This is a genomic window from Proteus sp. STS61-E (assembly GCF_040932335.1).
Lineage (GTDB): Bacteria > Pseudomonadota > Gammaproteobacteria > Enterobacterales > Enterobacteriaceae > Proteus > Proteus mirabilis_B.
In genome coordinates this window covers 63,108-88,377 of the sequence record NZ_JBFQGE010000006.1, presented here as the reverse complement: position 1 = coordinate 88,377, position 25,270 = coordinate 63,108, and the positions used below count along the sequence as shown (strand labels likewise).

Below are 25,270 nucleotides of genomic sequence, written 5' to 3'. Positions count from 1 at the left end.
ATTATGCCTTGGATACAATTAAGACTTAATGCAACCGCCGCTAATGCAGAAGCTATTGGTGATGAATTGGTTGAAAGCGGTGCCGTTTCAGTGACTTTCCAAGATAGTCACGATACCCCTATTTTTGAACCTTTACCGGGTGAAACTCGTCTTTGGGGTGATACTGACGTTATCGGTTTATATGATGCAGAAACTGACATGAAAATCGTTGTGGCGATGTTAGAAAATACGCCATTACTCGGTCAAGGTTTCCTGCACAAAATTGAACAACTCGAAGATAAAGATTGGGAACGTGAATGGATGGATAACTTCCACCCGATGCGTTTTGGCGAGCGTTTATGGATTTGCCCAAGCTGGCGTGAAGTACCTGATCCTAACGCTGTTAACGTCATGCTAGACCCTGGCCTTGCATTTGGTACAGGTACCCACCCTACCACCTCATTATGCCTTCAGTGGCTTGATGGTTTAGATTTAGTGGGTAAAACGGTTATCGACTTCGGTTGTGGCTCTGGCATTTTAGCTATTGCGGCATTAAAACTGGGTGCAGCAAAAGCGATTGGTATTGATATCGATCCTCAAGCTATCCAAGCAAGTCGTGATAATGCACAGCGTAATGGTGTTTCTGACGCACTCACACTGTATCTTGCAAAAGACCAGCCTGATAACCTCAGTGCTGATGTTGTAGTCGCCAATATTTTAGCGGGTCCATTACGTGAACTAGCACCTGTTATCAGCACACTGCCTCGCCAAGGTGGACATCTGGGTCTTTCAGGTGTGTTGGCGACACAAGCAGAAGGTGTAGCAGCCGCCTATGAAGGATTATTTAACTTAGATCCTGTTGCTGAAAAAGAAGAGTGGTGTCGTATTACCGGTGTGAAAAAATAACACTGAACAAATATTAACCAAAATGAGATGATCTCATTGCGTTAAAATTTCACTTAATTATTGTTTATCAGGCATTAATCACATTTTTGCCTGATAAACTCTACTTAGTTTCACTTGTTTATCAATTCTATATCATCAATTTTTATTTTTTTAAAAACACATAACATTATGTTTTTATTGATTAAATAATGAATTTATAAAAAATCAAGTGTAAAAAAGTAACTTTTTTTCGCAATTTGGTTAAACTTTGTCCTTTCATATCTGGCAAAAAATGCGTAATATACGCGCCCTTGCAGTCACAGTTTGGCCCTCTTTTCATCTATGCGAATCGGACAGTATCAGTTAAAAAATTGCCTTATCGCGGCTCCCATGGCTGGCGTTACAGACCGACCTTTTCGGTCGCTTTGCTATGATATGGGTGCGGGTATGACAGTTTCTGAAATGCTTTCTTCCAACCCTCAGGTTTGGCAGACAGACAAGTCTCGGTTACGAATGGTACATAGTGATGAATTGGGGATCCGCTCCGTACAAATTGCAGGAAGTGATCCCGTTGATATGGCGGCAGCTGCGAAAATAAACGCAGATAGTGGCGCTCAAATTATCGACATTAACATGGGTTGCCCTGCAAAAAAGGTGAATAAAAAGCTAGCCGGTTCAGCACTACTTCGTCATCCCGACCTTGTCGCAGAGATCCTCTCTGCTGTGGTTAACGCGGTAGATGTTCCTGTTACTCTCAAGATCCGTACTGGCTGGTCACCTGATGAACGTAACTGTGTAGAGATTGCCAAATTGGCTGAACGTTGTGGTATTCAGGCTCTTACTATTCATGGGCGTACACGCGAGTGTTTGTTCAAAGGGGAAGCCGAATACGACAGCATTCGGACAGTTAAGCAGAGTGTTTCTATTCCCATTATTGCGAATGGAGACATAACAGACCCGCTAAAAGCCAGAGCAGTATTAGACTACACTGGAGCCGATGCTTTGATGATCGGTCGCGCTGCTCAGGGAAGACCCTGGATCTTTCGGGAAATCCAGCACTATCTGGACACAGGTGAACTGTTGCCCCCTCTGCCGATTGCAGAGGTACAACAAATAATGCAAAAGCATGTGCGTGAGTTGCACGACTTTTACGGTCAAGGCAAAGGAACTCGCATTGCACGCAAGCATGTCTCTTGGTATCTCAAGGAACATGCCCCTGATGACCAGTTTCGGCGCTCCTTCAACGCCATAGAGGATGCCAGCGAACAGCTGGAGGCGTTGGAAGCATATTTCGAAAATTTTTTGCGTAAATAAATAAAAGAGCTGACAGAACTATGTTCGAACAACGCGTAAATTCAGACGTACTAACAGTTGCCACCGTAAATTCACAAGATCAGGTGACCCAAAAACCTTTACGTGACTCAGTTAAACAAGCACTGAAGAACTATTTTGCTCAATTAAACGGTCAAGATGTTAATGACTTATATGAGCTAGTATTGGCTGAAGTTGAACAGCCATTGTTGGACATGGTAATGCAGTACACCCGTGGCAACCAAACGCGTGCAGCGCAAATGATGGGCATTAACCGCGGCACACTGCGTAAGAAACTGAAAAAATACGGCATGAACTGATCCTAGTCAGTTAAGTCTATTTTTATAAAAAGCCTTTTCTGGTTTTCCAGAAAAGGCTTTTTTGTTGCTTATTTTTCATACTTTCTCTATAAAGTTAATGTGCATGTTACCAAATTTGGTAACATAGTGATATGTTACCAAATTTGGTAACATGATACTCCTCCCATAAAACCATAAGAGCCAAAAGATGAATAAAGACATCGTAAGTGTCATTACAGGCGATATTATCGATTCTAAAAATATCCCCGTCCCAAACTATGACCTTATGCTCTACACTTTGGAGCAGACAGTTCAATTACTCTCAGAACAGTTACCCATTAAATATGATCGATACCGCGGTGATTCTTTCCAGATTGTTTGCTTACAAGCAGGGGATGCTATCAAAGTCGCTATCGTCATCCAATTAGCACTAAAAACGTCAAATCTAGAAATCAGTGCTCGTCAAAGTATTGGCATCGGCAAAATTGACTCATTGCGTAATGATGTAAGAACCTCAATTGGCGAGGCCTTTATTTTATCTGGCGAAGGACTCGATAAAATGAAAGGTGAAATTTTGACAATATCGGCATCTAGCTCAGACTTTCAACAAAATATTACCTTAGTCACTAAGTATTTAAATATACAACTCAAAGAAATTACTCGAGCACAAGCGCAAGTTTTACTTAAATACATGGTCAATAAAGATAAATCTCACTATGCTATCGCTGATGAATTAAAAAAATCGAGAAGTAATATTACTAGATTATTAAATGCTAGCCACTACCAGTTAATAGATGAATATATTCAATACTTTAATTATTTAATTAACAAGGCTTATTTATATGTATAATTTCACACTTCTTATTTCTCTCTATATTGCTCATATTGCTTTTGATTTTTATTTACAACCTAAAGCATGGATAGAAGCGCGAAATACTCTACATTACAAATCTAAAGAGCTTTACTTGCACTCGCTACTGCAAGGTGGGATAACCTTTATTATTCTAGTTTTAATGACGGAGCTAAGTTTTGGTTCTATTTTTATTTACAGTGTAACTGTATTAATAACACACTATCTTTTTGATCTTGGAAAATCCTATACTGATAACTCTTTAAGATGGTTTATTACTGATCAAGCTCTTCATTTATTCGTAATTACCTTTTTATGGATAATATTGATTGATCAAAATACTCAGATATTCCATGATCTTAGTTTTAAAAACATTAACTATAAATATTTGATTGTTATTCTTTCCTACATCATTATTTTAAAGCCGATTTCCATCCTTATTTATATGTTACTCAAAAAATGGACACCTGTCGCAGAAGAAGGCTCAACACTCGTTTCTGCTGGTCAATCTATTGGTTATTTGGAAAGAATGCTTATTTTAACTTTCATTCTTTTAAACCAATTTGCAGCAATTGGTTTTTTATTAGCAGCCAAATCTATATTTAGATTTGGTGAGTTACAAAATGACCAAGATAAAAAACTAACAGAATATGTTATGTTGGGTACACTTATTAGCTTTAGCATCTCCATCCTTACTGGGCTTGCCATAACATACCTGGTAACTCAATTACCCATAGGCAAATAACCCATCAACTGTCTGAAATAAACGTTATATTCTCTGATGGAAACCCTGCTGGAAATGACTGACAACGGATTCGTTTTGATAGCACTCCTTCTAAAAACCCTGTCAGATTTTCTGCAATAAATTCTACTTCAGAGGCTCTGGATGGAATAATTGCTATTGTCCATAAACTGCTATCATTGGATGAAACAACCCAAAACAGAGTATCTCCATTATCTGTCACTCCAATAGGCAAAAGTCCATTATCTTTAGGGTACAGATGAAAAGTATAATAATCAGGATCGTCCTGTATTAACGAATCAAAATCCTTAAGGATTGCCTCTTTTTGCTGAAAGAAATTAAGATATTCATTCTCACTAAATGGATTAAATAACGTAATAAAATTGGCTATGTGCCCTGAACCATATTGCGTGACAAATTCAATATAGTCTTGAGGAAAGGTGTATCGATTATCAATAAGCAGCCATTCCTTATCTTCTCCTCGTTCTATCTGACATAAAGGTATTGGTAGCCACTGATTTAATGTTGTTAACATTCTATCCTCTCTGATTTGATTTCCATTTTATCGCTCAATTTATGGTATTTTATCTTTACCTTATTTTTATCATAACTTCGCTAATTTCTATCACTCTAGATACGTGATAAAAATCCGATACCAACAAGACGATAATCATGACAACACCTTCACATACCATTACATTTATTGATAGCGCTTACCCTAAACCTCATAACATTGAAGAATTTGTCTGGTCTGGGCGATTAGATAAACATGGCCAACTTTGGTTTGATCTGCATCTTAGAAGTGCCAGCTACTATTTAAGTGAAGGTAAGGATTATCCTGATGATATAGATGAAGATGAGCTAGATGATGAGGAAGAATATACCAGTCTTGTTGATTGGCAATCTAGGATTGTCTGGGATAATTATCATCGTTGCACTCTCTCTTCAACATTTTGGTCAGATGAAAAAGGTATTTTACTGAGTACAGGCGAAGTTCCTTTTGATTTTGACAATTTTATCACGCACCAATTTAATCTTGATACTGCACCACAAATAAATCATTCTGAGGATGAGGATGAGCCAACAGAAATCTCCGCATTCAGTATTTATTTATTAGGACATGATGAGTGTAAAAATCATCAAATTCACTTCCAGCGTCAACAAAATAACACTTATCACATTAATTGGAGTGGAAAAATCGCACTAACTTATGGTGGATTTGATGAGTTTATCCATCAATTTATTGCAAGATTAGAAAATATTTCTTTTGATGGTTTTTATTTCCCTAAAACATGGGATTTAGATAAAGCGACGGTTGAATTTAAAAAAGTGCTTTCTCATTTTGAACACTATGAATTCACATTAATTAACCCCCAAAGCCAAATAAAACAGTGGAAATTGAGTTATATAGGTGAGACTCAACCGTAAAATCACCTAAGCCTAACACTGGCATCAATATTCTATTTAGATAAACATTCCTTTAATAACAGGCAATGTTTATCTTTATCAATTAGTTATAATTAGCATTATCTTTTATAAGATATACAGAGAATAATCAGTGATATAAAGTCATGACTCACATTTTATCTCTGTTATGTTATTAAAAATATTTATCACCTATAATTTTCAAATAATAAAAATTATATTTTATTTATATTAGATATTTATTACTTAAATCATGGTTTAAAAAATACGTAATTAAACAGTATCTATTAAAAGCCAATATCATGTATTATCTTTGCCATTATTATCCTCCCCTTAGGTACTATAATGTCTAGCAATTCAGAAATTGACTATTCCAATAATGAATCAAAAAATATCTGTTTTTATATCATGCTATTAATAGGGGCACCTAGCTTTATCGCGCCAGAGTTTTCATTTATTACTCTACCTATTATCATGTTTTCGTCCGCTGCCTATTTTATCTATTTTCTTATTTCTGAAGGTCATGCATCAGAGATAGTATGGGGAATATTAAAAGGCTTTTTGATCATTATTATTGCCAGCATTATTCCTTTTATTGGCCCGATTATCCTGATTGGCTGGATAATCTATAATATTGCTAAAGCAGTAGACAGTATAAAAAGTCTTTTCCCTGAAGCTATTTTTAGCATCATTCTCTATGCTTGCTTGGCTTATCCCTTAATTGATTTCTTAGCAACTCGCCATGAAGTTAATTATATTCCTCGTATAATCGCGGGGCTTATTTATGTTGTTGTCGCATTTAACTACAATAATCGATTAAAAAAACAAGCTTCATCAACCAAAGACCAACTCTTTAAACTTTCATTAATGTGGATCTCTGCGCCTCTTATCGCCATATTAATTATCACCATTGTTTCTGCGGTACGTTCAGCCTTTAGAACCGTGATCAGCACAACGACATCACCTATCCGAGTTACCCAAAACGTCTCAGGCTATGTACGTGGTGACACTATTGTCAGTAATTACACTCGTGAAGTCTCCAGAACAATTACCACTACCACAACCTCGATATTGCCGGGGGCTGGCGCGATGACTGCATCTGTTGCAGGCAATCTCACACCTAAACAGCAAAACACCACATCACCAGAGTTACCTGAAGTGACCTATATGTCTCTTGCTAAAGTCACTGAATTTGAAACTAATAAAGACCAGCATTTTTATCATCATAGTGATTTAGATAATAAAAAAATCACCCACTTCTTTCAAAAAGCCATGAATGTATTGGGTGAGCCTTTATTCAATAAAAATGATATTCGTTACTATTTTGATGAAACGGTTTTTGGTAAAGGTGATCACGGCGTTGTCTTAACTGAAGATGGCGTTTACTGCGTTTTAAGTAAATTATATGACTCCTTTTACCTTCCTTATGATGATATTGAGAATGTAATTGTAAAAGGAAAAATTTCTAAAGAGATTGTTATTACTGATAAAAATAACGAAATTTATACCATTACACTGACTCAATCGAATAAAGGCGCAGAAAAAATAGCGCAACTTATTCGTGAATTTAGCTGTCTTTCATAACCATCGTTATTTTCTCGTTTTCTTATTAAGGCAGTGCACATATTTTAAATCTGTGCATTGCCTTATTTTATGATTGAGCCTCTTTATCTTCGATTAGATACGCTACCAATATTCTGAGTTGATGTTCCTAACAATGCATCTAGCCCACATTCAATTGCAGTAAATAAAACCTAAATTATTAATATAGCCATTTGTTTATACAGATATTGTCTATACAATAGACAATATTTATGTTTATCAGGGAATTACAATGACTGCCTTACCAAGAAAAAAAACATGGCAGATTGTCCTCACTATTATTTTAGTTGGGATAAATTTACGCCCTTTCTTAACGGGTCCCGGTCCTGTTATTGACAATATTATTGCTTCAACAGGAATGAGTTATAGCCAAGTCTCATTACTCACACTATTACCCATGCTTTTAATGGGAATAGGCGCATTAATCGTTCCCTTCTTACAGCCTTATATTCAAGTACGTAAAGGGCTTTTAGTCGCAATGCTAATGCTTCTGATGGGCTCTTTTTCTCGAGCTTATGTTTCTGATGGCAACCAGCTATTACTGACAGCACTCTTTTGTGGTTTAAGCGTCGCCTATATTCAAGCAGTATTTCCCGGCATTATTAAAGGGTGGTTTGGAAATCGAACGCCTATCATGATGGGTTTATATTCCGCTATGCTAATGGGTGGAGGCGCACTCGGGGCGCAATTATCCCCTCTTCTTACTGCGAATTATGGACATTGGCAAAGCGCTTTAGCGTGGTTTGCTCTCCCCGCAGGCTTTGCATTTATCGCTATTCTTTTTTCAATTCAAAACAGTGCCTCATCTGCAAATAAAATATCACTAAATGCCTTAATTTGGCGTCCTAGAACAGGATTGCTTATCTTAGGATTTGGTTGCGTTAATGCAGGTTATGCCTCTGTTGTGACATGGTTAGCGCCATTCTACCAATCTTTAGGAATGCCAAGCGCCCAAAGTGGCTCACTTGTCGCTATTCTTTCTCTTTTCCAAGCTTCTGCCGCTTTAATTATTCCTTTCTTAGCAGCTAAAAATCACGACAGGCGTTTTTGGCTTACGATAACATTAATAAGCCAATTTATCGGTTTCGGCGCAATCATGACTATTCCGATGAGTGCCCCTTATCTTTGGAGTATTTTCTTAGGCTGTGGTTTGGGGGGATGTTTTTCCATGATGATGATTGTCGCTCTCGATCATATTCCTGATCCAGCACAAGCTGGTGCTCTGTCAGCATTAATGCAAGGCGGTGGCTTTATTATTGCTGCTTTCGGCCCATTAATTGCAGTGCTATTACGCCAGCCTGATGGAAGTTTTACTTATGCATGGGCATTTCATGCCATTTTAGTAATTGTGACTATAGGATTATTTGCACGATTAAATCCTCGTCATTATGCGAAAGCCTATCCCGCAAATCATCCTACGCAATAACGCCCTATATTTAAGACTCATATAAAATAAGCGCCTTACTTTTTACAGATAAGGCGCTTATTAAAGAGATAATCGAATATTACTGATGGAGATAATTAAGCAACGATATGTGTTCCGGTTTCACCTTTTAAGGCTGAAGCCAATTTTTCTGGCGTTGTGATAATCACTCTTTTTCCACCAGCAGCTAAAAATGAGAGACTAGCTTCAATTTTAGGAAGCATGCTGCCCGGAGGGAAATGCCCTTCATGCATATATTGTGTCATTTCTTCAACCGACGTTTCACCTAATGCTTTTTGTTCTGGTTTACCGAAATGAATACAGACTTTTTCAACACCCGTTGTGATAATAAGAATATCTGCATGTAATTCTTTTGCGAGCAATGTCGATGACAGATCTTTATCAATAACTGCATCAACACTTTGGTAATTGCCATGTTCATTTTTGATAACTGGAATACCGCCACCGCCTACCGCAATCACAACATAGCCACATTCTGATAGTGATTTAATTGCCTTAGATTCAATAACATGTTGTGGGATTGGAGAGGCAACAACACGGCGATAACCACGACCTGAGTCTTCAACAAAATGCCATTGAGGATTTTCTTGCTTTAATTGCAGCATCTCTTGTTCTGAGAAAAATGCACCAATAGGTTTTGTTGGAGAAACAAAATTTGGATCGTTTTTATCGACTTCAACTTGTGTAATAAGGGTGATTGCTTGTTTATTATGTTGAACACGAAGCTTATTCGTTAACGCTTGTTGTATTAAATAACCAATACCGCCTTGTGTATCTGCAACACAATTGGCTAATGGTGTTAACGGTAAACCTTCTTGCACATGTGCCACTTCAGCGCGACGTAAATCAAGCCCTACTTGTGGCCCATTACCATGTGTTAAAACAATATTATACCCTTCAGCCACCATATCACTAATATGGGCTGCAACCTCTTGTACTGCTTGTTCTTGATGAGCGATAGACTGGCTAGCATTGTCTTTAATAATACTGTTGCCTCCAATGGCAACAACAACGAGTTCTTTCATATTTCACTCTCAATTATATTATTGGCAATTAAAGTAGAAATAACACGCCTCTACTCTTAGAGGTTGGGTTGATAAGGTCGCCATATTCGCTAACCATTTTCCCCATTTTTATTTTTAATGAGATAAACATTATTGTGTTGAACAATATCTATTCATTAATTGCGCAGGATAATAGCAGAGAATGTAAATAAAACACCTATTACTCAACGATCCTCTTATTTAATTTCTGTAAATGGAATAAGGAAGAAAGGAGATGAGAGGCGTCATCAAACACATCAATAACGCCTTATTCAGTACAAATAAGTGGGATAGTTAGTACTTTTTCATTTTGCTATTTGATAAACATCCGGTTGATAAACATCAGGCATATCAGTAATTAGCATATCAACACCCCATTGCTCAAAATCTTTCACCTCTTCAGGATCATTCGGGGTATAACAATAAATTTCATAGCCTGCTTGTTTTAACCATTGCGCTTGTTCTTGCGTAAGGTACTTATAATTACAATGCACGCTAAAACCATCAATTGCTTTTAGCGTTTCTAGCGCATTATCAGGGATCTCATCCCATAATTGCCCTCTACGAATAAAAGGCAAATATCGTTTCATAACGATAAGAGCATGTGTATCAAAAGAAGAAAATAGAATTTGCTCATTCGGAATATCTGCACTTTTTATCATGTCAGAAACCGCTAAACATAAACGCTCAACATCATCATCGGGCCACGTTTTCAGCTCAATATTAAGCTTTGTTCCTGAACGCTTAATGAGCTGCAATCCTTGTCTTAAAGAAGGAATTTTCTCACCTTGATAGAGTGAACTAAACCAACTTCCTGCATCAAGGCGATGTAAATCGTCTAAGGTATGAAAACGCACAGCACCTTGCCCATTCGTGCAACGATTAACTGTTTTATCATGAATAAGCACAGGAACATGATCCGCGGTTAATTGCACATCCGTTTCAATCCATTCGCATCCGAAATCAATCGCCATTTTAAACGCAGCCAGTGTATTTTCAGGGGCTTTTCCAGAAAAACCTCGGTGAGCAGCTATCTTCATTTCTCTCTCCTTTTCATTTGTGCCGACATCATGACAACCATTTATGACAGCAATTTGACAGTCATGCCATCAATATATCTTCATTTAATTGTCACCCATTTGTCATAAATAACATCTAGGGTAATTCACAGATTAGATTGCACCTTTAACTTTCGATTAAAAAGGAAATTCTGCATGTCGATAAAATCAATAACAGGTCTTGCTGTTGCGATGGCGTTATTTACTTCTCCTACACACGCAAAAACACAAATTGAATGGTGGCATGCAATGGGAGGCGCGCTTGGTCAGAAAGTCAATCAAATCGCCTCTGATTTTAACGCCAGTCAATCTGAATATGAGATAAAACCTGTTTATAAAGGCACTTACGCTGAAACGATGACCAGTGCTGTGGCTTCATTTCGTGCTAAAAACCAACCCGCTATCGTGCAAGTATTTGAAGTGGGTACAGCCAGTATGATGGGGGCTAAAAAAGCTGTTTTTCCTGTTTATCAATTAATGGAAAAAACTAACGAGCCTTTTGATCCTAATAGTTATTTATCAACTGTCACGGGTTATTACACCACCAGCGACGGCAAAATGATGTCGTTGCCATTTAATAGTTCGACTCCGGTGCTTTACTACAACAAAACACTCTTTAAAAAAGCAGGCATAGAACAACCACCAAAGACATGGAAAGAGATGGAAACCGTGTCTCAAAAGCTGCTCGATTCTGGTGTTAAATGTGGATTTACCACTACATGGCAATCGTGGACACAAATCGAAAACTTTGGCGCACGCAATAATTTACCTATAGCGACAAAAAATAACGGTTTCGATGGTTTTGATACCACCTTCTTATTTAATAAGGCACCTTTCGTCGCGCATATTCAACAAATGGCAGATTGGTCGAAATCCGGTATTTTCAAATATGGTGGACGCCAATCAGATGCAATGCCTCTATTTTATACCCAAGAGTGTGCCATGGTGATGGAATCATCCGCGGGCTTTGCGGGTATTAAAGAGAACATGAAAGGTCTTGATATTGGCGTTAGCCAATTGCCTTACGACGATACTCTTGTACAAAAACCAGCAAATACCATTATTGGCGGGGCATCATTATGGGTTATGTCTGGGCGACCAGATGCCGAATATAACGGTGTTGCCAAATTTTTCACCTATCTTTCAAGTCCTGAAGTTCAAGCCGATTGGCACCAAGCAACGGGTTATTTGCCAGTTACTAAAGCGGCTTATGCATTAACACAGCAACAGGGTTTTTATCAGCAAAATCCGGGGGCTGACACTGCAATATTACAAATGACAACCTCAGAGCCTACTGCAAACTCAAAAGGATTACGCTTTGGTAATTTCCTACAAACTCGAGAAATCGTTGATGAAGAGTTAGAGAAAGTGTGGTCAGGAAAACAGAGTGCTCAAGTTGCGTTAGATAATGCGGTTACACGAGGAAATGAGCAGTTACGCCGTTTTGAACGTACTCAACAATAGTCACTTGTATTAGGCGAGCAAAATAGCTCGCCTTCTATTTTTATCGATTTACTGGATATTGTATGGCTTCTCAATCCATTTATTTCAAACAAAAATGGTTACCTCTAGCGCTGATTTTTCCTCAATTGGCTATCACACTTATCTTTTTTATTTGGCCAGCTGGGCAAGCTTTTTTTCAGTCATTTCAATTAGAAGATGCATTTGGACTGAGTCGAGAATTTGTTGGCTTTGAAAATTTTCAGCGACTTTTTAGCAATCGTTATTATTTTGATAGTTTGATCACGACGCTTATTTTCAGTACCAGCGTTGTATTTTTATCTATGTTATCAGCGCTGGTTTTGGCTGGCATTGCCGAACAAATTTTGCGAGGTAAACTTTTTTATCGCACCATTTTAATTTCACCCTATGCCATTGCGCCAGTTATTGCAGGCTTTCTTTGGTTATTTATGCTTGATCCCACGATTGGCGTATTAAGCCAACAATTAAAGAAAATAGGCATTAATTGGGACCCTGTACTTAATACACATCATGCTATGTGGATGGTGATTTTAACGGCAACATGGAAACAAGTGAGTTATAACTTTCTGTTTTTTCTCGCCGCCTTACAATCTGTACCTAAATCGCTTTTAGAAGCGGCGGCTATCGATGGTAGTGGTCCGATTAAGCGCTTTATAACGATCAGTTTTCCTTTAATTTCTCCTACCACCTTTTTCTTACTCGTGGTTAATTTTGCTTATGCCTTCTTTGATACTTTCGCCATTATTCACGCGATGACACAAGGTGGCCCCGGAAGTAGCACATCAACACTGGTTTATAAGGTCTATAACGATGGTTTTGTGGGATTAGATTTAGGCTCTTCCGCCGCACAATCCGTTATTTTGATGTTTATTGTCGCGATCTTAACCATTATTCAATTTCGCTATGTTGAGAAAAAGGTGGCTTACTGATGGTTGAACATAGACCTTTATTTCATGCTTTTTGCCACTTTGTTCTTATTGTCGGCATTCTCTCTGTTGCATTCCCTGTCTGGATTGCACTTGTGGCAACAACACATCAAAACACTGAATTTGCTACTGGCTCTCCTCTTTGGTTCGGCACTGAAGGCTTCAATATTTTTAAATCGATATTTTCACAGGCAGGAACCACACAAAATAGCGCCATATCAATTAACAGCATGTTATTGAATTCATTGATTATGGCGTTAGTTATCACCATAGGGAAATTAACAATCTCGATTTTATCGGCATACGCCGTCGTTTTTTTTCGTTTTCCGGGAAGAATGCTCGCCTTTTGGACTATCTTTTTTACGTTAATGCTACCTGTTGAAGTTCGCATTATGCCTACATTTGAGGTTGTCACTAATCTCAATATGTTGAACTCTTATGCAGGTTTAACTATTCCATTAATTGCTAGCGCCACAGCCACTTTTTTATTCCGCCAATTTTTTCTTACTATCACTCCTGAATTAATTGAAGCCGCTAAAATTGATGGAGCAGGCCCTATTAAATTCTTTTTCACCATCTTACTTCCTCTTTCTCGCACCAATATAGCCGCCTTATTTGTTATCACTTTTATTTATGGCTGGAACCAATATCTTTGGCCAATGTTGATCACAACCGATACTCACTACTACACCATTGTCATGGGCATTAAACAGATGGTTGCGGTTTCTGATGGTGTTGTTGAGTGGAATAAGATCATGGCAACCACGTTAATTGCAATGTTGCCTCCCGTCCTTATTGTCATTTTGATGCAAAGAGCCTTTGTAAAAGGCTTTATTGATACGGAGAAATAACATGACAACCGTCACTCTCACAAATTTAGAAAAGTGTTATCCAAATGGTCATCAAGCTATTTCAAAATTAAATCTTTCTATTGAGCAAGGTGAAATGGTGGTGTTAGTCGGCCCAAGTGGTTGTGGTAAATCGACTTTACTGCGAATGATTGCAGGGTTAGAAACCATTACACAAGGTGATTTATTTATTGATAATTTACGGGTTAATGAGCATGAACCTAGTGAACGTGATATTGCCATGGTGTTTCAAAACTATGCTCTTTACCCTCATATGTCGGTCTATAACAATATGGCATATGGTTTACGTAATCGAAAAACACCCAAAGCAAAGATTGAAGAACTCGTTACCAATGCCGCCCAAATGCTAGAAATCAGCCATTTGCTTAATAGAAAACCTAAAGAGCTTTCAGGTGGGCAACGCCAACGTGTCGCAATGGGAAGAGCCATCGTTCGTGATCCTAAAGTCTTTTTATTTGATGAACCTCTATCTAACCTTGATGCTAAATTACGGGTACAGATGCGTCTGGAGATCAAAAAATTACAGCGAAAACTCTCCACAACCTCTATTTATGTAACACACGATCAAGTGGAAGCAATGACATTAGCCGATAAGCTGGTGGTTTTAAATCAAGGAAATATAGAGCAAGTAGGCACACCCTTAGATATTTATGAAAGCCCAGCCTCTGTGTTTGTAGCTACATTTATGGGCTCGCCAGCAATGAATATCTTAGATACTCCGATTAATCATGGTGTGATTGAAGTCGCTGATGGGCATATTGCCGTTTCATCTCAGCATTTTTCTTATCAAGCTATTAAATTGGGTTTACGTCCTGAACATTTGATTATTAGTCATCAACATCCTCTTTTTCATGTTGATGTGGAATTTATTGAAGCACTTGGTGCAGATGTTTTGATTTATGCCACTACTTGCGATAAACAGAAACAACCACTCGTTATTCGTGCACCAAACGATCATGGTGTGAAAGTTGGTAATAGAATAGGTCTTACCATTCACCCAGAAAATCTTCATTTCTTTAATCAACAATCAGGGAAGCGTATTAATCGCCCTTTTATGCTCATCAGTGAATTAATGGTGTCATAACGTGCTGATATCGCTTGATTCATTTTCGGTTTAATCTGAATAGCGATGTTTTAAACGTCGCTATTTATTTACCATTAAGCAATAAATATTAAAAATATAAAATTTGTCAGAATTAAACAAATAAAAACTATATCTAAACAGACTGTTGCTTTTATATTATTCCAAATAAATTAAAAACAAGATCACTCACTCTTAAAGTAAGTACAATTAAATGATGTATATAATATTTATATCAAGAAAACTTACCTTTCCAAGTTTAACTTATCAATTAATTCTCTTAAATTTAAAGAAGTTAAAATTATTAATTCATTTTTTATTTTCTATTAAGGAGATAAAAAATAATTCAATTCTACTGAAAACCGAAGAATATATATTGAGATAATATTTCTCACATAAAATGCTTATATTGCACCGATAGATAAGCGCTGTTATTCTTCTGCTCGAATTTAATCTGCAATTATATAAACTGCAAAGCAGAAAAGGACTTAATTAAAAATGAAAATTAAATTACTTGCTACGGTGATGGTATCAGCAGCGCTACTTTCTGGTTGCCAAAACATGAATACGGATATGCTGACCAAATCAGGAACTCAACTTTTCCAAGCAGCGACATTAAGTGATGACGATATCAAAGCGTTAACGAATGATGCTTGTAAAGAAATGGATGCACAAAATAAAGTTGCTCCTGCAAATAGCAACTACACCAAACGCTTAAATAACATCGCTAAAGCATTAGGTAATGAAGTTAATGGTACACCTGTAAACTATAAAGTTTATATGGATAAAGAAGTGAATGCATGGGCAATGGCTAACGGTTGTGTGCGTGTTTACAGTGGCTTAATGGATCTGATGACAGATAACGAAGTAGAAGGCGTTTTAGGTCATGAAATGGGTCACGTTGCCTTAGGTCATACTCGTAAAGCAATCCAAGTTGCTCACGCAACAGTTGCTGCACGTACAGCAGCGGCATCAGCAGGTGGCGTAGCGGCACAATTAAGTAGCTCTCAATTAGCAGAAATGGGTCAAAAATTAATTAACGCCCAGTTCTCTCAACATCAAGAATCAGAAGCTGATAATTTCTCTTACGATCTGCTGAAAAAACGCGGTGTGAATACTGCTGGTTTAGTCACAGCTTTTGATAAGCTCGCTAAATTAGGTGGCGGAGAATCAAGTATGTTCTCTTCTCACCCACCATCAAAAGAGCGTGCGGATAATATGCGTAATCGCATCGCTGAAGATAAGAAATAATTATCTTGCCCCTATATCTCATGGTATGGGGGTTTTCTTTTCAGGTTTATTTATTGCGACTGACGAAAACTATCCACAACATCGCTAAAAAAGCGTTTAATTGCCTGTTTTTCTTGCTGATCATATTGCTCAAATAGTGCAGACCATTTTGCTTGAGATTGTTGATGCAACACCTCATGAGCATGAAAAAGACGCTCTCCCTCAGCAGTTAAGATAAAAAATATTTCTTTTTGATTATCTGCTAACTTTATTTTTTCAATAGCTCCTTTCTTTTGTAGGCGACTACAAATTTTTGAGACAGCCCCTCGTGTCATAGACATATATTCACTGATGGTTGTGAGATTTCTCATACTCTCTTCACCAATACAATGGATCACATGCAGTTCAGTAAGTGAATAATTATCTAACCCATTCTCTTCTAATACTTTTTTATGGCTGCTATCTGTGCGCTCATCTTTAAGATGCAAAAAATCACTTAACCCTTTTAGTAAATCTTGTGTTGTTACACTCTCTTTTGCCATTTTGTTTCCTTGGAAAAAATATTTTATAAAATAGTACCAAAAGTATTTACAACAATCAAAATATCGCTATTATCTATTTTGTTTCCATGGAAACAAAAATAATGAGAGGCAATATAATGAAATTATCAATCCGCAGTCTGTTTTATCTTATTTGCTTTAGCGCACTATTAGGCTCTTTGGCACAAAATATCTATACCCCTGTACTTCCCTTGGTCCAGCAGCAATTTAATACCACGTTATCATTGGTTAATTTAACGGTATCTGCATTTACTTTTGCGATGGCTGTTATGCAACTATTTTATGGTTCATTGATTGATAAATGGGGAAGAAAACCGATTTTACTCAGTGGATTAGCTGTTTCTATTGTGGGTGCATTGGGTTGTGTTTGGTCTGATTCTATAAATTTATTAATTTTTTGGCGTGTGATCCAAGCTATAGGTATCGCCGCTATCCCTGTGGTTGCCGCCACTATTCTTGGCGATCTTTATCAAGGAAACGATCGTGCTAAAGCAATGGGATCGTATCAAATGCTATTAGCGCTAGCGCCGGCTTGTGGTCCTTTATTAGGGGGATATTTAGCGCAACACTACCAATATCAAGGCATCTTTATTTTCTTGGCGGTTATAGGTGTCATATTGCTTATTACCCATCTCTTTTATTTACCAGAAACACGTCCTGAGCAAAAAGATCCCTTTAAAAGCTTATCTGCAATGCAACAAGTGCTCACTGCACCTGCGGGTAAATCCGTTTTTGTAATAAGTTTTATGGTGTTTTATAACTATTTTTGCCTCTTGGTATTTTTACCCTTGATTGCCTTTCACCTCTATCAATTAAACAGTACTGAAATTGGCGGATTATATGTACCAATGTCGATTGCACTTATTTTAGGTAGCTATTTCTATCGTAAAGTTTGCCATCTATTTAGTGTTGAATATGGAGTGATATTCACCTCTTGTATCAATTTGATTATGTTGATGTTATTTGCACTACTTTGGCAAATCTCACTACCGATAATGCTTGGTTTAACCGTGTTATATGGGTTTTCTTTAGGTTTAACCATGCCAACGCACACGACATTATTGGCAAGTTATTTTGGCTCGATGAGAGCAACGGCAATGGGGATTTATAACTTTATTCGTTATTGTGGAATGGCTGCGGGACCTATGATTTCAGTCTATTTTGTGACTGGCAATAATTATGAATATGTCTTTTATTCTTGTGTGATCTTAACGAGTTTGGCATTGTGTTTCACCATTAAGACCTTAATGTCTTCATTAAAAGAAAAAAAACAAACTGCAAACTAACAGGATATTTAATGAAACTGACCATTGAAAAACTGACACAGCCCTCTGAACAAGACCGTATTGATTTAGGCAAAATTTGGCAAGATGCACGTTATCAATCAGCCCTAAAAAATGAGATCAGCAACGAGAATGTACTCTTTGTGGCAAGATTTAACGAACGATTGTTAGCCGCTTGCTGGGTGAAATTATCGAATGAGAAAGCTGTTATCTCTGATTTTATGGTAAGAGAAGTAACACGCCGTCGCGGTGTTGGACATTATTTACTGACACAATGCTTATCTGCCTATCCTGATATTCACCATTGGCAGGCAATAAGCTTATCAGCGGAAGAAAGCGGGTATGATATTGCTCATGCTTTTTTAGCACACCATCAATTTAGTGCATCACCACTGTCAAATATTTATACCCTAAATATTTGACAGTGTTCTTACTCTAAATAATTCAACAACAAGCGAATAAATCGCTATGTTGGTATCACGCCTGCCGATCTGCAACTCGCAAACTTGTTTGTGGCTTCTCCTGAGAACAAAAAACGCTCTCAGAGGAGCGTTAATAATTACTAAAAATGTCTTGATGCGTACCAGTTCTGGCAAGCCTTAATTCATCACCATCAACCTTATAAATCAGTAACCAGTCACCTTCAATATGAGCATCACGGTACCCCCGCCAGTTCCCTGACAAAGGATGGTCAACATACTCCGGTGGTATATTGTCCTCATTAACCAGTAATTCAATAAGTGTTTTTAACTTCCCCATATCCTTACCGCGTTTCTTTTGTCTCTTTACATCCGACTTAAAGGCACTGGACTGTACAGGGATAAGCATCAGATACCCAAATCATCAAAAAGATCATCAACAGAATCAAAATGCTGACCTTTTCCTGAATCTAATTCAGACATGGCGATTTGCGTTTTTTTATTCGGTGTTTTTACCTCAAAAGGAAGTTTACCCTCGTCAGCAACACGTATCATGACCATACGGATCACATCCGAAGTATTCAGTCCCATCTTTTCAAGTGCCTGTACCGCACGGTCTTTAACATCCTGCGGGATCCGGGCTTTAACTGTGGCATCAGCTATCATAGTAATAACCTCCCAAATAATCAGGAGTTAATACCGAAACTCCTGTTAAATTACAGTTATTGTGCACCCATTGTGGTCACAAATCAACATTCTTAACATTAGAAACCGATACAGAAATCCCGACTTCGATTCTGCTCCTGTCGCTGAATCTAGTGTGTCAGCCGTTCTGCTAGGAGCATACATAAGTATGTGACTAGTGCGAGTGAATATTAGTCAACAACGCTACAACTTGAAGTATGACGAGAACGAATAGTATAAAGTCTAGCCACATTATAAGCCGTCTCACTAAGATTCTTTTGCGCATTATGAAGAGCATCAGCCAGTGTAGAAACACCCGGCACAATAGAGAAAACAGCATCAATACCCTGCTGATGAACTACATCATAATCAGGTAAATAACCACCAACCAAAGCAATGACAGGAAGATGGTATTTTTTTGCGAGCAAGGCTACGCCCGTTGGAGTTTTACCTTGTGCCGATTGGCTATCCATTCGACCTTCACCAGTTATTACCAAATCCGCATCAATTAACTGTTTTTCTAATTCAACAGCATTAGCCACCAATTCAACACCTTGAGAAAGTGTTGCTTGCGTAAATGCAAGCAAAGGTAAAGCCAATCCACCTGCAGCACCACTTCCTACAATATTGATAAGACTACGTTGCGTCATTTTCTCAAGATAAGTACCAAAATGATGTAATGCGTTATCAAGTTGCGTAATATCGTCTTTAGTCGCTCCTTTTTGAGGACCAAAAATAGTGGATGCCCCTCTTTCTCCACACAACGGATTTGTTACATCGCAGGCAATCTCAATTTCAACATTTTTTAGTTTAGGATTAAGGGCTGTCATATCGATAGAGTGAAGTTGTGCTAAGGCAAGTCCCCCAAAAGGCAGAGATGTACCAAACTTATCTTTAAGACCTAGACCAAGCGCTTGCATCATTCCTGCACCCGCGTCATTTGTAGCACTTCCACCTAATCCCAATATGATTTTTTTAACGCCCATTTCTAGTGCAGCATTAATTAATTCACCCGTACCATAACTGGTCGTTAAATTGGGATTGCGTTGAGATGAAGGAATAAGATGAAGACCAGAAGCTTGTGCCATTTCAATCACGGCAGTGGTGTTATCCCCTAAAAGCCCCCAAGTTGCAGTCACTTGTTTACCTAAAGGTGAACACACTTGTGTCGATATAAAACGGCCTTGCGTTGCATCCACCAGCGATGTCACCGTTCCTTCGCCACCATCAGCCATAGGAATACAACAATATTGCGCATTGGGTAAATAACGTGAAAAACCCTGTTTTATTGCCATCGCAACATCTTTTGCACTTAAACTTTCTTTAAAAGAATCAGGGGCGATAACTATTTTCACATTCTTTTCTCCAAGCAATAAAAAAGCGATATTTTCATATCGCTTTTATAACATACTCTACTTTATGAGAGAGTGTGCTTGGTCTGAAATGTGATTAATCTTCAATCGCTAAACGCAATTTCTTCATCGCATTTTTTTCTAATTGGCGAACACGTTCAGCAGAAACACCGTATTTTGTCGCCAAGTCTTGCAATGTCGATTTGTTATCATCATCTAACCAACGAGCACGAATAATATCTTGGCTACGTTCATCAAGGGTTTCAATTGCTGATGTTAGTTTATCCGTTGCATGATTATCCCAGTTATCTTCTTCGATGCCGTCGGCAAAGTCAGAAGATTTATCTTCTAAGAAGAGTACAGGGGCGATAGGATGTGAATCATCACTATCATCAGCCGTCATATCAAATGCCATATCTTGTGCTGACATTCGTGACTCCATTTCTCGGACATCACTTTCTGATACGCCTAATTCTCTTGCAACAAGTTCCACTTCATCTTGATTAAACCAACCTAAACGCTTTTTATTTTTTCGCAGGTTAAAAAACAGTTTACGTTGTGATTTTGTGGTCGCCACTTTCACGATACGCCAGTTACGTAGCACATATTCGTGAATTTCAGCTTTGATCCAATGCACAGCAAAAGAGACTAGTCGAACACCCACTTCTGGGTTAAAACGACGAACCGCTTTCATCAAACCAATATTACCTTCTTGGATAAGATCTGCTTGTGGTAAGCCATAACCTGAATAGCTGCGAGCAACATGAATAACGAAGCGCAGATGTGAAAGGATAAGCGTTCTTGCCGCATCCAAGTCACCATCGTAATGCAGCCGTTCAGCGAGTTCCTTTTCTTCCTCTGCGGTTAACATCGGATAGGAATTGGCTGCACGTATATACGCTTCGATGCTGCCTTGCGGAACCAATGCTAAGGATTGCATTTCTTTTGTCATTCAAATCCTCATGAAAATCAAATAAATAATTAAAATTATCGCTGTAAGGGAAAGTAGATGAGCCTTCTAAATATAGCTTAAATAGGAAGTCAGTGAAGGTTTTTTACGATGTATTTTTATCATAACGACTATTCGACCAGCATAAAGACTAAAGGTTCATCTCGCATCTATGTTTACATATCTTTGTACTTTTCTATCACTGAAGCAAATATGACAGTTGCCTTACCGTAGAAAAGAGTGCGCGCATTATTATGCCAGAGACGGGGCGTTGATAAAATGGCTGGGTGACGATATTAACGTAACCCAGCCTGATAAAAAATATCTTCTCATTATTTAGAGGATAAGTACAAAAGTGCTCTAATTGATTATTCTGGTGTGAATTGACGTAAATGTTGCATTGTCGTCAACCATGCAGCAAGCCAACCAATTGTCATAGCAACAAGAATAAGAATGATAGATTCATCAAAACCTAATCCTGAAATAGAAAATGAAGTCCCAAACACGGTCGCGGCTTGAGTAACTACATCAGAGAGTTTCCACACCAGTAAAGCTGAAAAAATCAGAGCAAATACAGCGCCAATAAAGCCTAGAATTAATCCCCAATTAAGGAAAGGACGCATAATAAAGCCGTCAGTTGCACCAATTAGCTTCATCACATTAATGGTGTCACGGCGACTGAAAATATTGAGACGCACACTGTTACCAATCACCAGTAACAAAGCAACAACCATCAATGTACCAATCACCAAGGCAATTTGCCCAACTAATGACGTTAACGTTGAAAGCCGAGAAAACCAGCTATCATCCATTCTGACTTCATCAACACCAGGTATTTTCGCTACTGTATCACGCAGATTTACCATTAATTGTTGATCGCTAGGCTCCATAACGGGTGTCACAATCGCCACAGCAGGTAATGGATTTTCTTCTAACATATCTAACGCACTACTAAAGCCAGCCCAAGAACGAAATTCCACCAGCGAATCTTGTCGTGAAAGGTAGTTAACACCTTCGACTTTTTCTAAGGCTTCAATTTTTTTGATTGTGGCTTCAGCTAATGAATCATCAAGTGATTTATCGAGATAAACAGTTAATTGTGGTGTTGGATACCATTGTTCTGCCGCTGTTGAGACATTCTTCCACACAATATAAAAGATGCTAGGCAAGGTAAGAGATATCGCGACAACCATTACCGTTAAAAAAGAGGAGAGCGGTTGGCGTAAAAAATCTGCCATCGTGTTACGCCATGCATAACGCCACTGTTCGCGTCTTCCCCCTTTTAGCGCCTTGGTTTTTGCACCCGGCGTTGGCATTGATTTACGGGAACTTTTTGCTTTAGCCATTTTGTCCTCCCACCATTCTGCCTTGCCCTAATGTAAGAATGCGATAATTTCTACGTTCTATCAGCGACATATCGTGCGTCGCCATTAACACGGTTACGCCAACACGGTTGAACTCTTCAAAAAGGCGCATAATACCTTCTGAAAGCTCGCCATCAAGGTTACCTGTTGGTTCATCTGCGAGTAAAACAGTCGGTTTATTCACAACAGCGCGCGCAATACCGACACGCTGTTGTTCACCACCAGAGAGTTGAATAGGATAATTTTTAGCTTTATCCAATAGCCCCACTTTATCTAAAGCAGCGGAAACTCTTCGCCGAATATCCTCTTCACTCGCGCCAGCAATAATCAGGGGAAGAGAAACGTTGTCATAAACCGTTCTGTCCATCAATAAGTGGTGATCTTGGAAGATCATCCCAATTTGACGACGCAGAAAAGGGATCTCACTATTTTTTAGTCTACTGATATCGTGACCAGCAAACCAAATAGCACCATCACTTGGGCGTTCTATTCCACAAATTAACTTAAGCAATGTACTTTTACCGGCACCAGAGTGACCCGTTAAAAAAGCCATTTCACCAGGGCGAAGATGAAAATCAACCCCCTGTAATGCTTGTCTTCCACCTAAATAAGCCTTGCTGACGTGTTCGAAGCGGATCATTAAAACTACTCCTCGCGGGCAAACAGAGCCTCAATAAAATCGTCGGCCTTAAACGGACGTAGATCTTCAATACCTTCACCTATCCCGATATAACGGATAGGAATACTAAACTGATCAGCAATGGAGAAGATAACGCCCCCTTTTGCTGTACCATCGAGTTTAGTCAATGTTAATCCAGTTAGCCCAACTGTTTCATTAAAGAGTTTTGCCTGACTAACTGCATTTTGTCCGGTACTTGCATCTAACGTCAGCATCACTTCATGTGGTGCTTCTTCGTCTAATTTCTTCATAACACGAACGATTTTTTTCAGCTCTTCCATTAAATGGGATTTATTCTGCAATCGTCCTGCGGTATCAGCAATAAGAACATCGACACCTTTTGCTTGGGCTGATTGAATCGCATCAAAAATAACAGATGCAGGATCAGCGCCAGTATGTTGTGCCACAACAGGGATATTATTACGCTCACCCCAAACTTGTAACTGTTCAACCGCTGCCGCACGGAATGTATCACCCGCAGCTAACATGACAGATTTACCTTCAGCTTGGTATTGTCGCGCTAATTTTCCGATTGTGGTTGTTTTACCAACACCGTTAACACCAACCATTAAAATAACAAAAGGTTTTTTACCTTCAATATTTAATGGTTTATCAACTTTACTTAAAATATCGCCCATCTCTTCACGTAATTTACCGTAAAGGGCTTCAGCATCTTTAAGATCTTTATGAGTAGCGTGTTTAGTCAGACTAGTGATGATTTTAGTTGTGGTTTCCATGCCCACATCAGCAATTAAGAGTTGCTCTTCTAACTCTTCAAACAGCTCATCATCAATTTTCTTACCACGAAATAGACCAAGGAATCCTGAACCTAAGTTTTGGCGAGTTTTCAGTAAGCCTTTTTTCAGTCGGCTAAAGAAACCTTCTTTTTTAGGTTTCTCTTGTTCAACAACTTTATCTGCCAGCACTTCTTCGCGTAAAGATTCAATATCTTCAGCTTCTGCTTGCGCAATAGCGAGACGTTCGTTTTCCTCTTCTTGCGCTAAACGTTGAGCTTCGGCCTCTTGAGCCAAGCGTTCTTGCTCTAGGCGCTCTGCTTCTAAACGTTCTTGCTCCGCTTGAAGTTCAGCTTGGCGCTGAGCTTCTTCTTGCGCAAGGCGTTGGGCTTCGGCTTCTTGAGCTAAACGTTCTTGCTCCGCTTGAAGTTCAGCTTGACGCTGAGCTTCTTCTTGCGCAAGGCGTTGGGCTTGTGCTTCTTGAGCTAAACGAGCTTGTTCTGCATGTTCTGCCTCTAGACGCGCTTGCTCTGCATCTATTTCTGCTTGTCGCTGGGCTTGTTCTTGCTCTAAACGTTGTTTTTCAGCCTCTTGTGCCAATCTATCTTGCACAACACGTTGCGCTTCTTGGCGCTCTGCTTCTAAACGTTCTTGCTCTGCTTGTAATTGCGCTTGGCGAGCCGCATCTTCTTGGGCTTCTTTTGCCAAACGTTCTTGTTCTAAACGCTCTTCTTCTAAGCGTTGCTGTTCTTTCTCTTGCTCAATATTTTCTTCTTTGTTACGCCCAAAACCGAGCCACGAGAAAAAACCTTTTTTTTCTTTTGCCATTAGCTACTAAACTCCTCGCACTAAATCATGGCGCGATTACATTGACGATATTGAAAATAATAATGAAGTCTATCATTTGATCATGGATAAACGCATCTTTTATACGAATTTTATGGTAAATTATTCCGGATTAAATCAAGGGAAGTCATCAAGATAACAACAGACACGAATTCCTTATTCCAAAAGACACTC

Annotated in this window: 26 protein-coding genes; 15 read left to right on the top strand and 11 right to left on the bottom strand. The window is 38.6% G+C overall.

Going from position 1 to position 25,270, the window contains the following annotated elements; translation table 11 throughout:
- The first annotated feature begins 3 nt into the window (after positions 1-3).
- The 5 genes from prmA (at position 4) to AB4J89_RS14180 (ending at position 4,069) form a co-directional block, all read left to right on the top strand.
- Complete coding sequence (gene prmA, locus AB4J89_RS14200; protein WP_088493827.1) at positions 4-885, top strand: 50S ribosomal protein L11 methyltransferase; 882 nt, start codon at positions 4-6, stop codon at positions 883-885.
- Positions 886-1,206: 321 nt separating this feature from the next.
- Positions 1,207-2,178, top strand: coding sequence for a tRNA dihydrouridine synthase DusB (gene dusB / locus AB4J89_RS14195; protein ID WP_069368388.1), 972 nt, complete (start codon positions 1,207-1,209; stop codon positions 2,176-2,178).
- 20 nt (positions 2,179-2,198) lie between these two features.
- The gene (fis, locus tag AB4J89_RS14190) at positions 2,199-2,495 is read left to right on the top strand and encodes a DNA-binding transcriptional regulator Fis (protein ID WP_004245342.1); all 297 of its coding nucleotides are present in this window, start codon (positions 2,199-2,201) and stop codon (positions 2,493-2,495) included.
- Positions 2,496-2,682: 187 nt separating this feature from the next.
- On the top strand, positions 2,683-3,324 hold the full coding sequence (locus tag AB4J89_RS14185) for a hypothetical protein (RefSeq protein WP_368469678.1): 642 nt from the start codon (positions 2,683-2,685) through the stop codon (positions 3,322-3,324).
- Positions 3,317-4,069, top strand: coding sequence for a DUF3307 domain-containing protein (locus tag AB4J89_RS14180; RefSeq protein WP_368469676.1), 753 nt, complete (start codon positions 3,317-3,319; stop codon positions 4,067-4,069). The genes AB4J89_RS14185 and AB4J89_RS14180 overlap by 8 nt, the downstream gene beginning before the upstream one ends.
- 4 nt (positions 4,070-4,073) lie before the next feature.
- Here AB4J89_RS14180 and AB4J89_RS14175 read toward each other — a convergent pair whose 3' ends face one another.
- Positions 4,074-4,601 carry an SMI1/KNR4 family protein gene (locus AB4J89_RS14175; protein ID WP_088493830.1) on the bottom strand — a complete coding sequence of 176 codons (528 nt, stop codon included), beginning with the start codon at positions 4,599-4,601 and terminating at the stop codon, positions 4,074-4,076.
- 137 nt (positions 4,602-4,738) lie between these two features.
- On the opposite strand from AB4J89_RS14175, the gene AB4J89_RS14170 reads away from it, so the two are divergent.
- The 3 genes from AB4J89_RS14170 to AB4J89_RS14160 all read left to right on the top strand — a co-directional run bounded on the left by AB4J89_RS14170 (position 4,739) and on the right by AB4J89_RS14160 (position 8,519).
- The gene (locus AB4J89_RS14170) at positions 4,739-5,494 is read left to right on the top strand and encodes a hypothetical protein (RefSeq protein WP_368469674.1); all 756 of its coding nucleotides are present in this window, start codon (positions 4,739-4,741) and stop codon (positions 5,492-5,494) included.
- A gap of 342 nt (positions 5,495-5,836) precedes the next feature.
- Positions 5,837-7,075, top strand: a complete 1,239-nt coding sequence (locus tag AB4J89_RS14165) for a hypothetical protein (protein WP_368469672.1) — start codon at positions 5,837-5,839, stop codon at positions 7,073-7,075.
- A gap of 250 nt (positions 7,076-7,325) precedes the next feature.
- A complete protein-coding gene (locus tag AB4J89_RS14160) occupies positions 7,326-8,519 on the top strand; it encodes a cyanate transporter (protein ID WP_088493833.1) in 1,194 nt (397 codons plus the stop codon).
- Positions 8,520-8,614: 95 nt separating this feature from the next.
- Here the strand turns inward: AB4J89_RS14160 and AB4J89_RS14155 are convergent, their stop codons facing one another.
- Both AB4J89_RS14155 and AB4J89_RS14150 read right to left on the bottom strand, forming a co-directional pair.
- A complete protein-coding gene (locus AB4J89_RS14155) occupies positions 8,615-9,562 on the bottom strand; it encodes a carbamate kinase family protein (RefSeq protein WP_088493834.1) in 948 nt (315 codons plus the stop codon).
- Between the two features lie 323 nt (positions 9,563-9,885).
- Positions 9,886-10,620: a glycerophosphodiester phosphodiesterase family protein gene (locus AB4J89_RS14150; RefSeq protein ID WP_088493835.1), complete on the bottom strand. Its 735-nt coding sequence runs from the start codon at positions 10,618-10,620 to the stop codon at positions 9,886-9,888.
- Positions 10,621-10,794: 174 nt separating this feature from the next.
- On the opposite strand from AB4J89_RS14150, the gene ugpB reads away from it, so the two are divergent.
- The 5 genes from ugpB (at position 10,795) to AB4J89_RS14125 (ending at position 16,247) form a co-directional block, all read left to right on the top strand.
- On the top strand, positions 10,795-12,102 hold the full coding sequence (gene ugpB / locus AB4J89_RS14145) for a sn-glycerol-3-phosphate ABC transporter substrate-binding protein UgpB (RefSeq protein ID WP_194951762.1): 1,308 nt from the start codon (positions 10,795-10,797) through the stop codon (positions 12,100-12,102).
- 62 nt (positions 12,103-12,164) lie between these two features.
- Positions 12,165-13,049 carry a sn-glycerol-3-phosphate ABC transporter permease UgpA gene (ugpA, locus tag AB4J89_RS14140; protein WP_088493837.1) on the top strand — a complete coding sequence of 295 codons (885 nt, stop codon included), beginning with the start codon at positions 12,165-12,167 and terminating at the stop codon, positions 13,047-13,049.
- Positions 13,049-13,897: a sn-glycerol-3-phosphate ABC transporter permease UgpE gene (ugpE, locus tag AB4J89_RS14135; RefSeq protein ID WP_088493838.1), complete on the top strand. Its 849-nt coding sequence runs from the start codon at positions 13,049-13,051 to the stop codon at positions 13,895-13,897. The genes ugpA and ugpE overlap by 1 nt, the downstream gene beginning before the upstream one ends.
- A gap of 1 nt (position 13,898) precedes the next feature.
- Positions 13,899-14,999, top strand: coding sequence for a sn-glycerol-3-phosphate ABC transporter ATP-binding protein UgpC (gene ugpC / locus AB4J89_RS14130; RefSeq protein WP_088493839.1), 1,101 nt, complete (start codon positions 13,899-13,901; stop codon positions 14,997-14,999).
- Between the two features lie 495 nt (positions 15,000-15,494).
- Positions 15,495-16,247, top strand: coding sequence for a M48 family metallopeptidase (locus tag AB4J89_RS14125; protein WP_088493840.1), 753 nt, complete (start codon positions 15,495-15,497; stop codon positions 16,245-16,247).
- A 50-nt stretch (positions 16,248-16,297) separates the two neighbouring features.
- Here AB4J89_RS14125 and AB4J89_RS14120 read toward each other — a convergent pair whose 3' ends face one another.
- Positions 16,298-16,768 (bottom strand): MarR family winged helix-turn-helix transcriptional regulator, encoded by a 471-nt coding sequence (locus tag AB4J89_RS14120; protein ID WP_088493841.1) that lies wholly within the window; start codon positions 16,766-16,768, stop codon positions 16,298-16,300.
- 116 nt (positions 16,769-16,884) lie between these two features.
- On the opposite strand from AB4J89_RS14120, the gene AB4J89_RS14115 reads away from it, so the two are divergent.
- Positions 16,885-18,072, top strand: a complete 1,188-nt coding sequence (locus AB4J89_RS14115; protein ID WP_102949416.1) for an MFS transporter — start codon at positions 16,885-16,887, stop codon at positions 18,070-18,072.
- 11 nt (positions 18,073-18,083) lie between these two features.
- Positions 18,084-18,491 (top strand): aspartate 1-decarboxylase autocleavage activator PanM, encoded by a 408-nt coding sequence (gene panM, locus AB4J89_RS14110; protein ID WP_088493843.1) that lies wholly within the window; start codon positions 18,084-18,086, stop codon positions 18,489-18,491.
- 130 nt (positions 18,492-18,621) lie between these two features.
- On the opposite strand, the gene AB4J89_RS14105 is transcribed toward panM, so the two are convergent.
- The 7 genes from AB4J89_RS14105 to ftsY form a co-directional block, all read right to left on the bottom strand.
- Positions 18,622-18,897 carry a type II toxin-antitoxin system YafQ family toxin gene (locus tag AB4J89_RS14105; protein WP_088493844.1) on the bottom strand — a complete coding sequence of 92 codons (276 nt, stop codon included), beginning with the start codon at positions 18,895-18,897 and terminating at the stop codon, positions 18,622-18,624.
- Positions 18,897-19,154, bottom strand: a complete 258-nt coding sequence (locus tag AB4J89_RS14100) for a type II toxin-antitoxin system RelB/DinJ family antitoxin (RefSeq protein WP_088493845.1) — start codon at positions 19,152-19,154, stop codon at positions 18,897-18,899. Before AB4J89_RS14100 ends, AB4J89_RS14105 begins: the two co-directional genes overlap by 1 nt.
- 209 nt (positions 19,155-19,363) lie before the next feature.
- The gene (locus AB4J89_RS14095; protein ID WP_088493846.1) at positions 19,364-20,527 is read right to left on the bottom strand and encodes a glycerate kinase; all 1,164 of its coding nucleotides are present in this window, start codon (positions 20,525-20,527) and stop codon (positions 19,364-19,366) included.
- Between the two features lie 94 nt (positions 20,528-20,621).
- On the bottom strand, positions 20,622-21,476 hold the full coding sequence (rpoH, locus tag AB4J89_RS14090; RefSeq protein WP_023583733.1) for an RNA polymerase sigma factor RpoH: 855 nt from the start codon (positions 21,474-21,476) through the stop codon (positions 20,622-20,624).
- 365 nt (positions 21,477-21,841) lie between these two features.
- Positions 21,842-22,819 (bottom strand): permease-like cell division protein FtsX, encoded by a 978-nt coding sequence (gene ftsX / locus AB4J89_RS14085; RefSeq protein ID WP_194951752.1) that lies wholly within the window; start codon positions 22,817-22,819, stop codon positions 21,842-21,844.
- The gene (ftsE, locus tag AB4J89_RS14080; protein ID WP_023583735.1) at positions 22,812-23,477 is read right to left on the bottom strand and encodes a cell division ATP-binding protein FtsE; all 666 of its coding nucleotides are present in this window, start codon (positions 23,475-23,477) and stop codon (positions 22,812-22,814) included. Before ftsE ends, ftsX begins: the two co-directional genes overlap by 8 nt.
- A gap of 5 nt (positions 23,478-23,482) precedes the next feature.
- Positions 23,483-25,078, bottom strand: coding sequence for a signal recognition particle-docking protein FtsY (gene ftsY / locus AB4J89_RS14075; RefSeq protein ID WP_368469663.1), 1,596 nt, complete (start codon positions 25,076-25,078; stop codon positions 23,483-23,485).
- Positions 25,079-25,270: the final 192 nt, after the last annotated feature.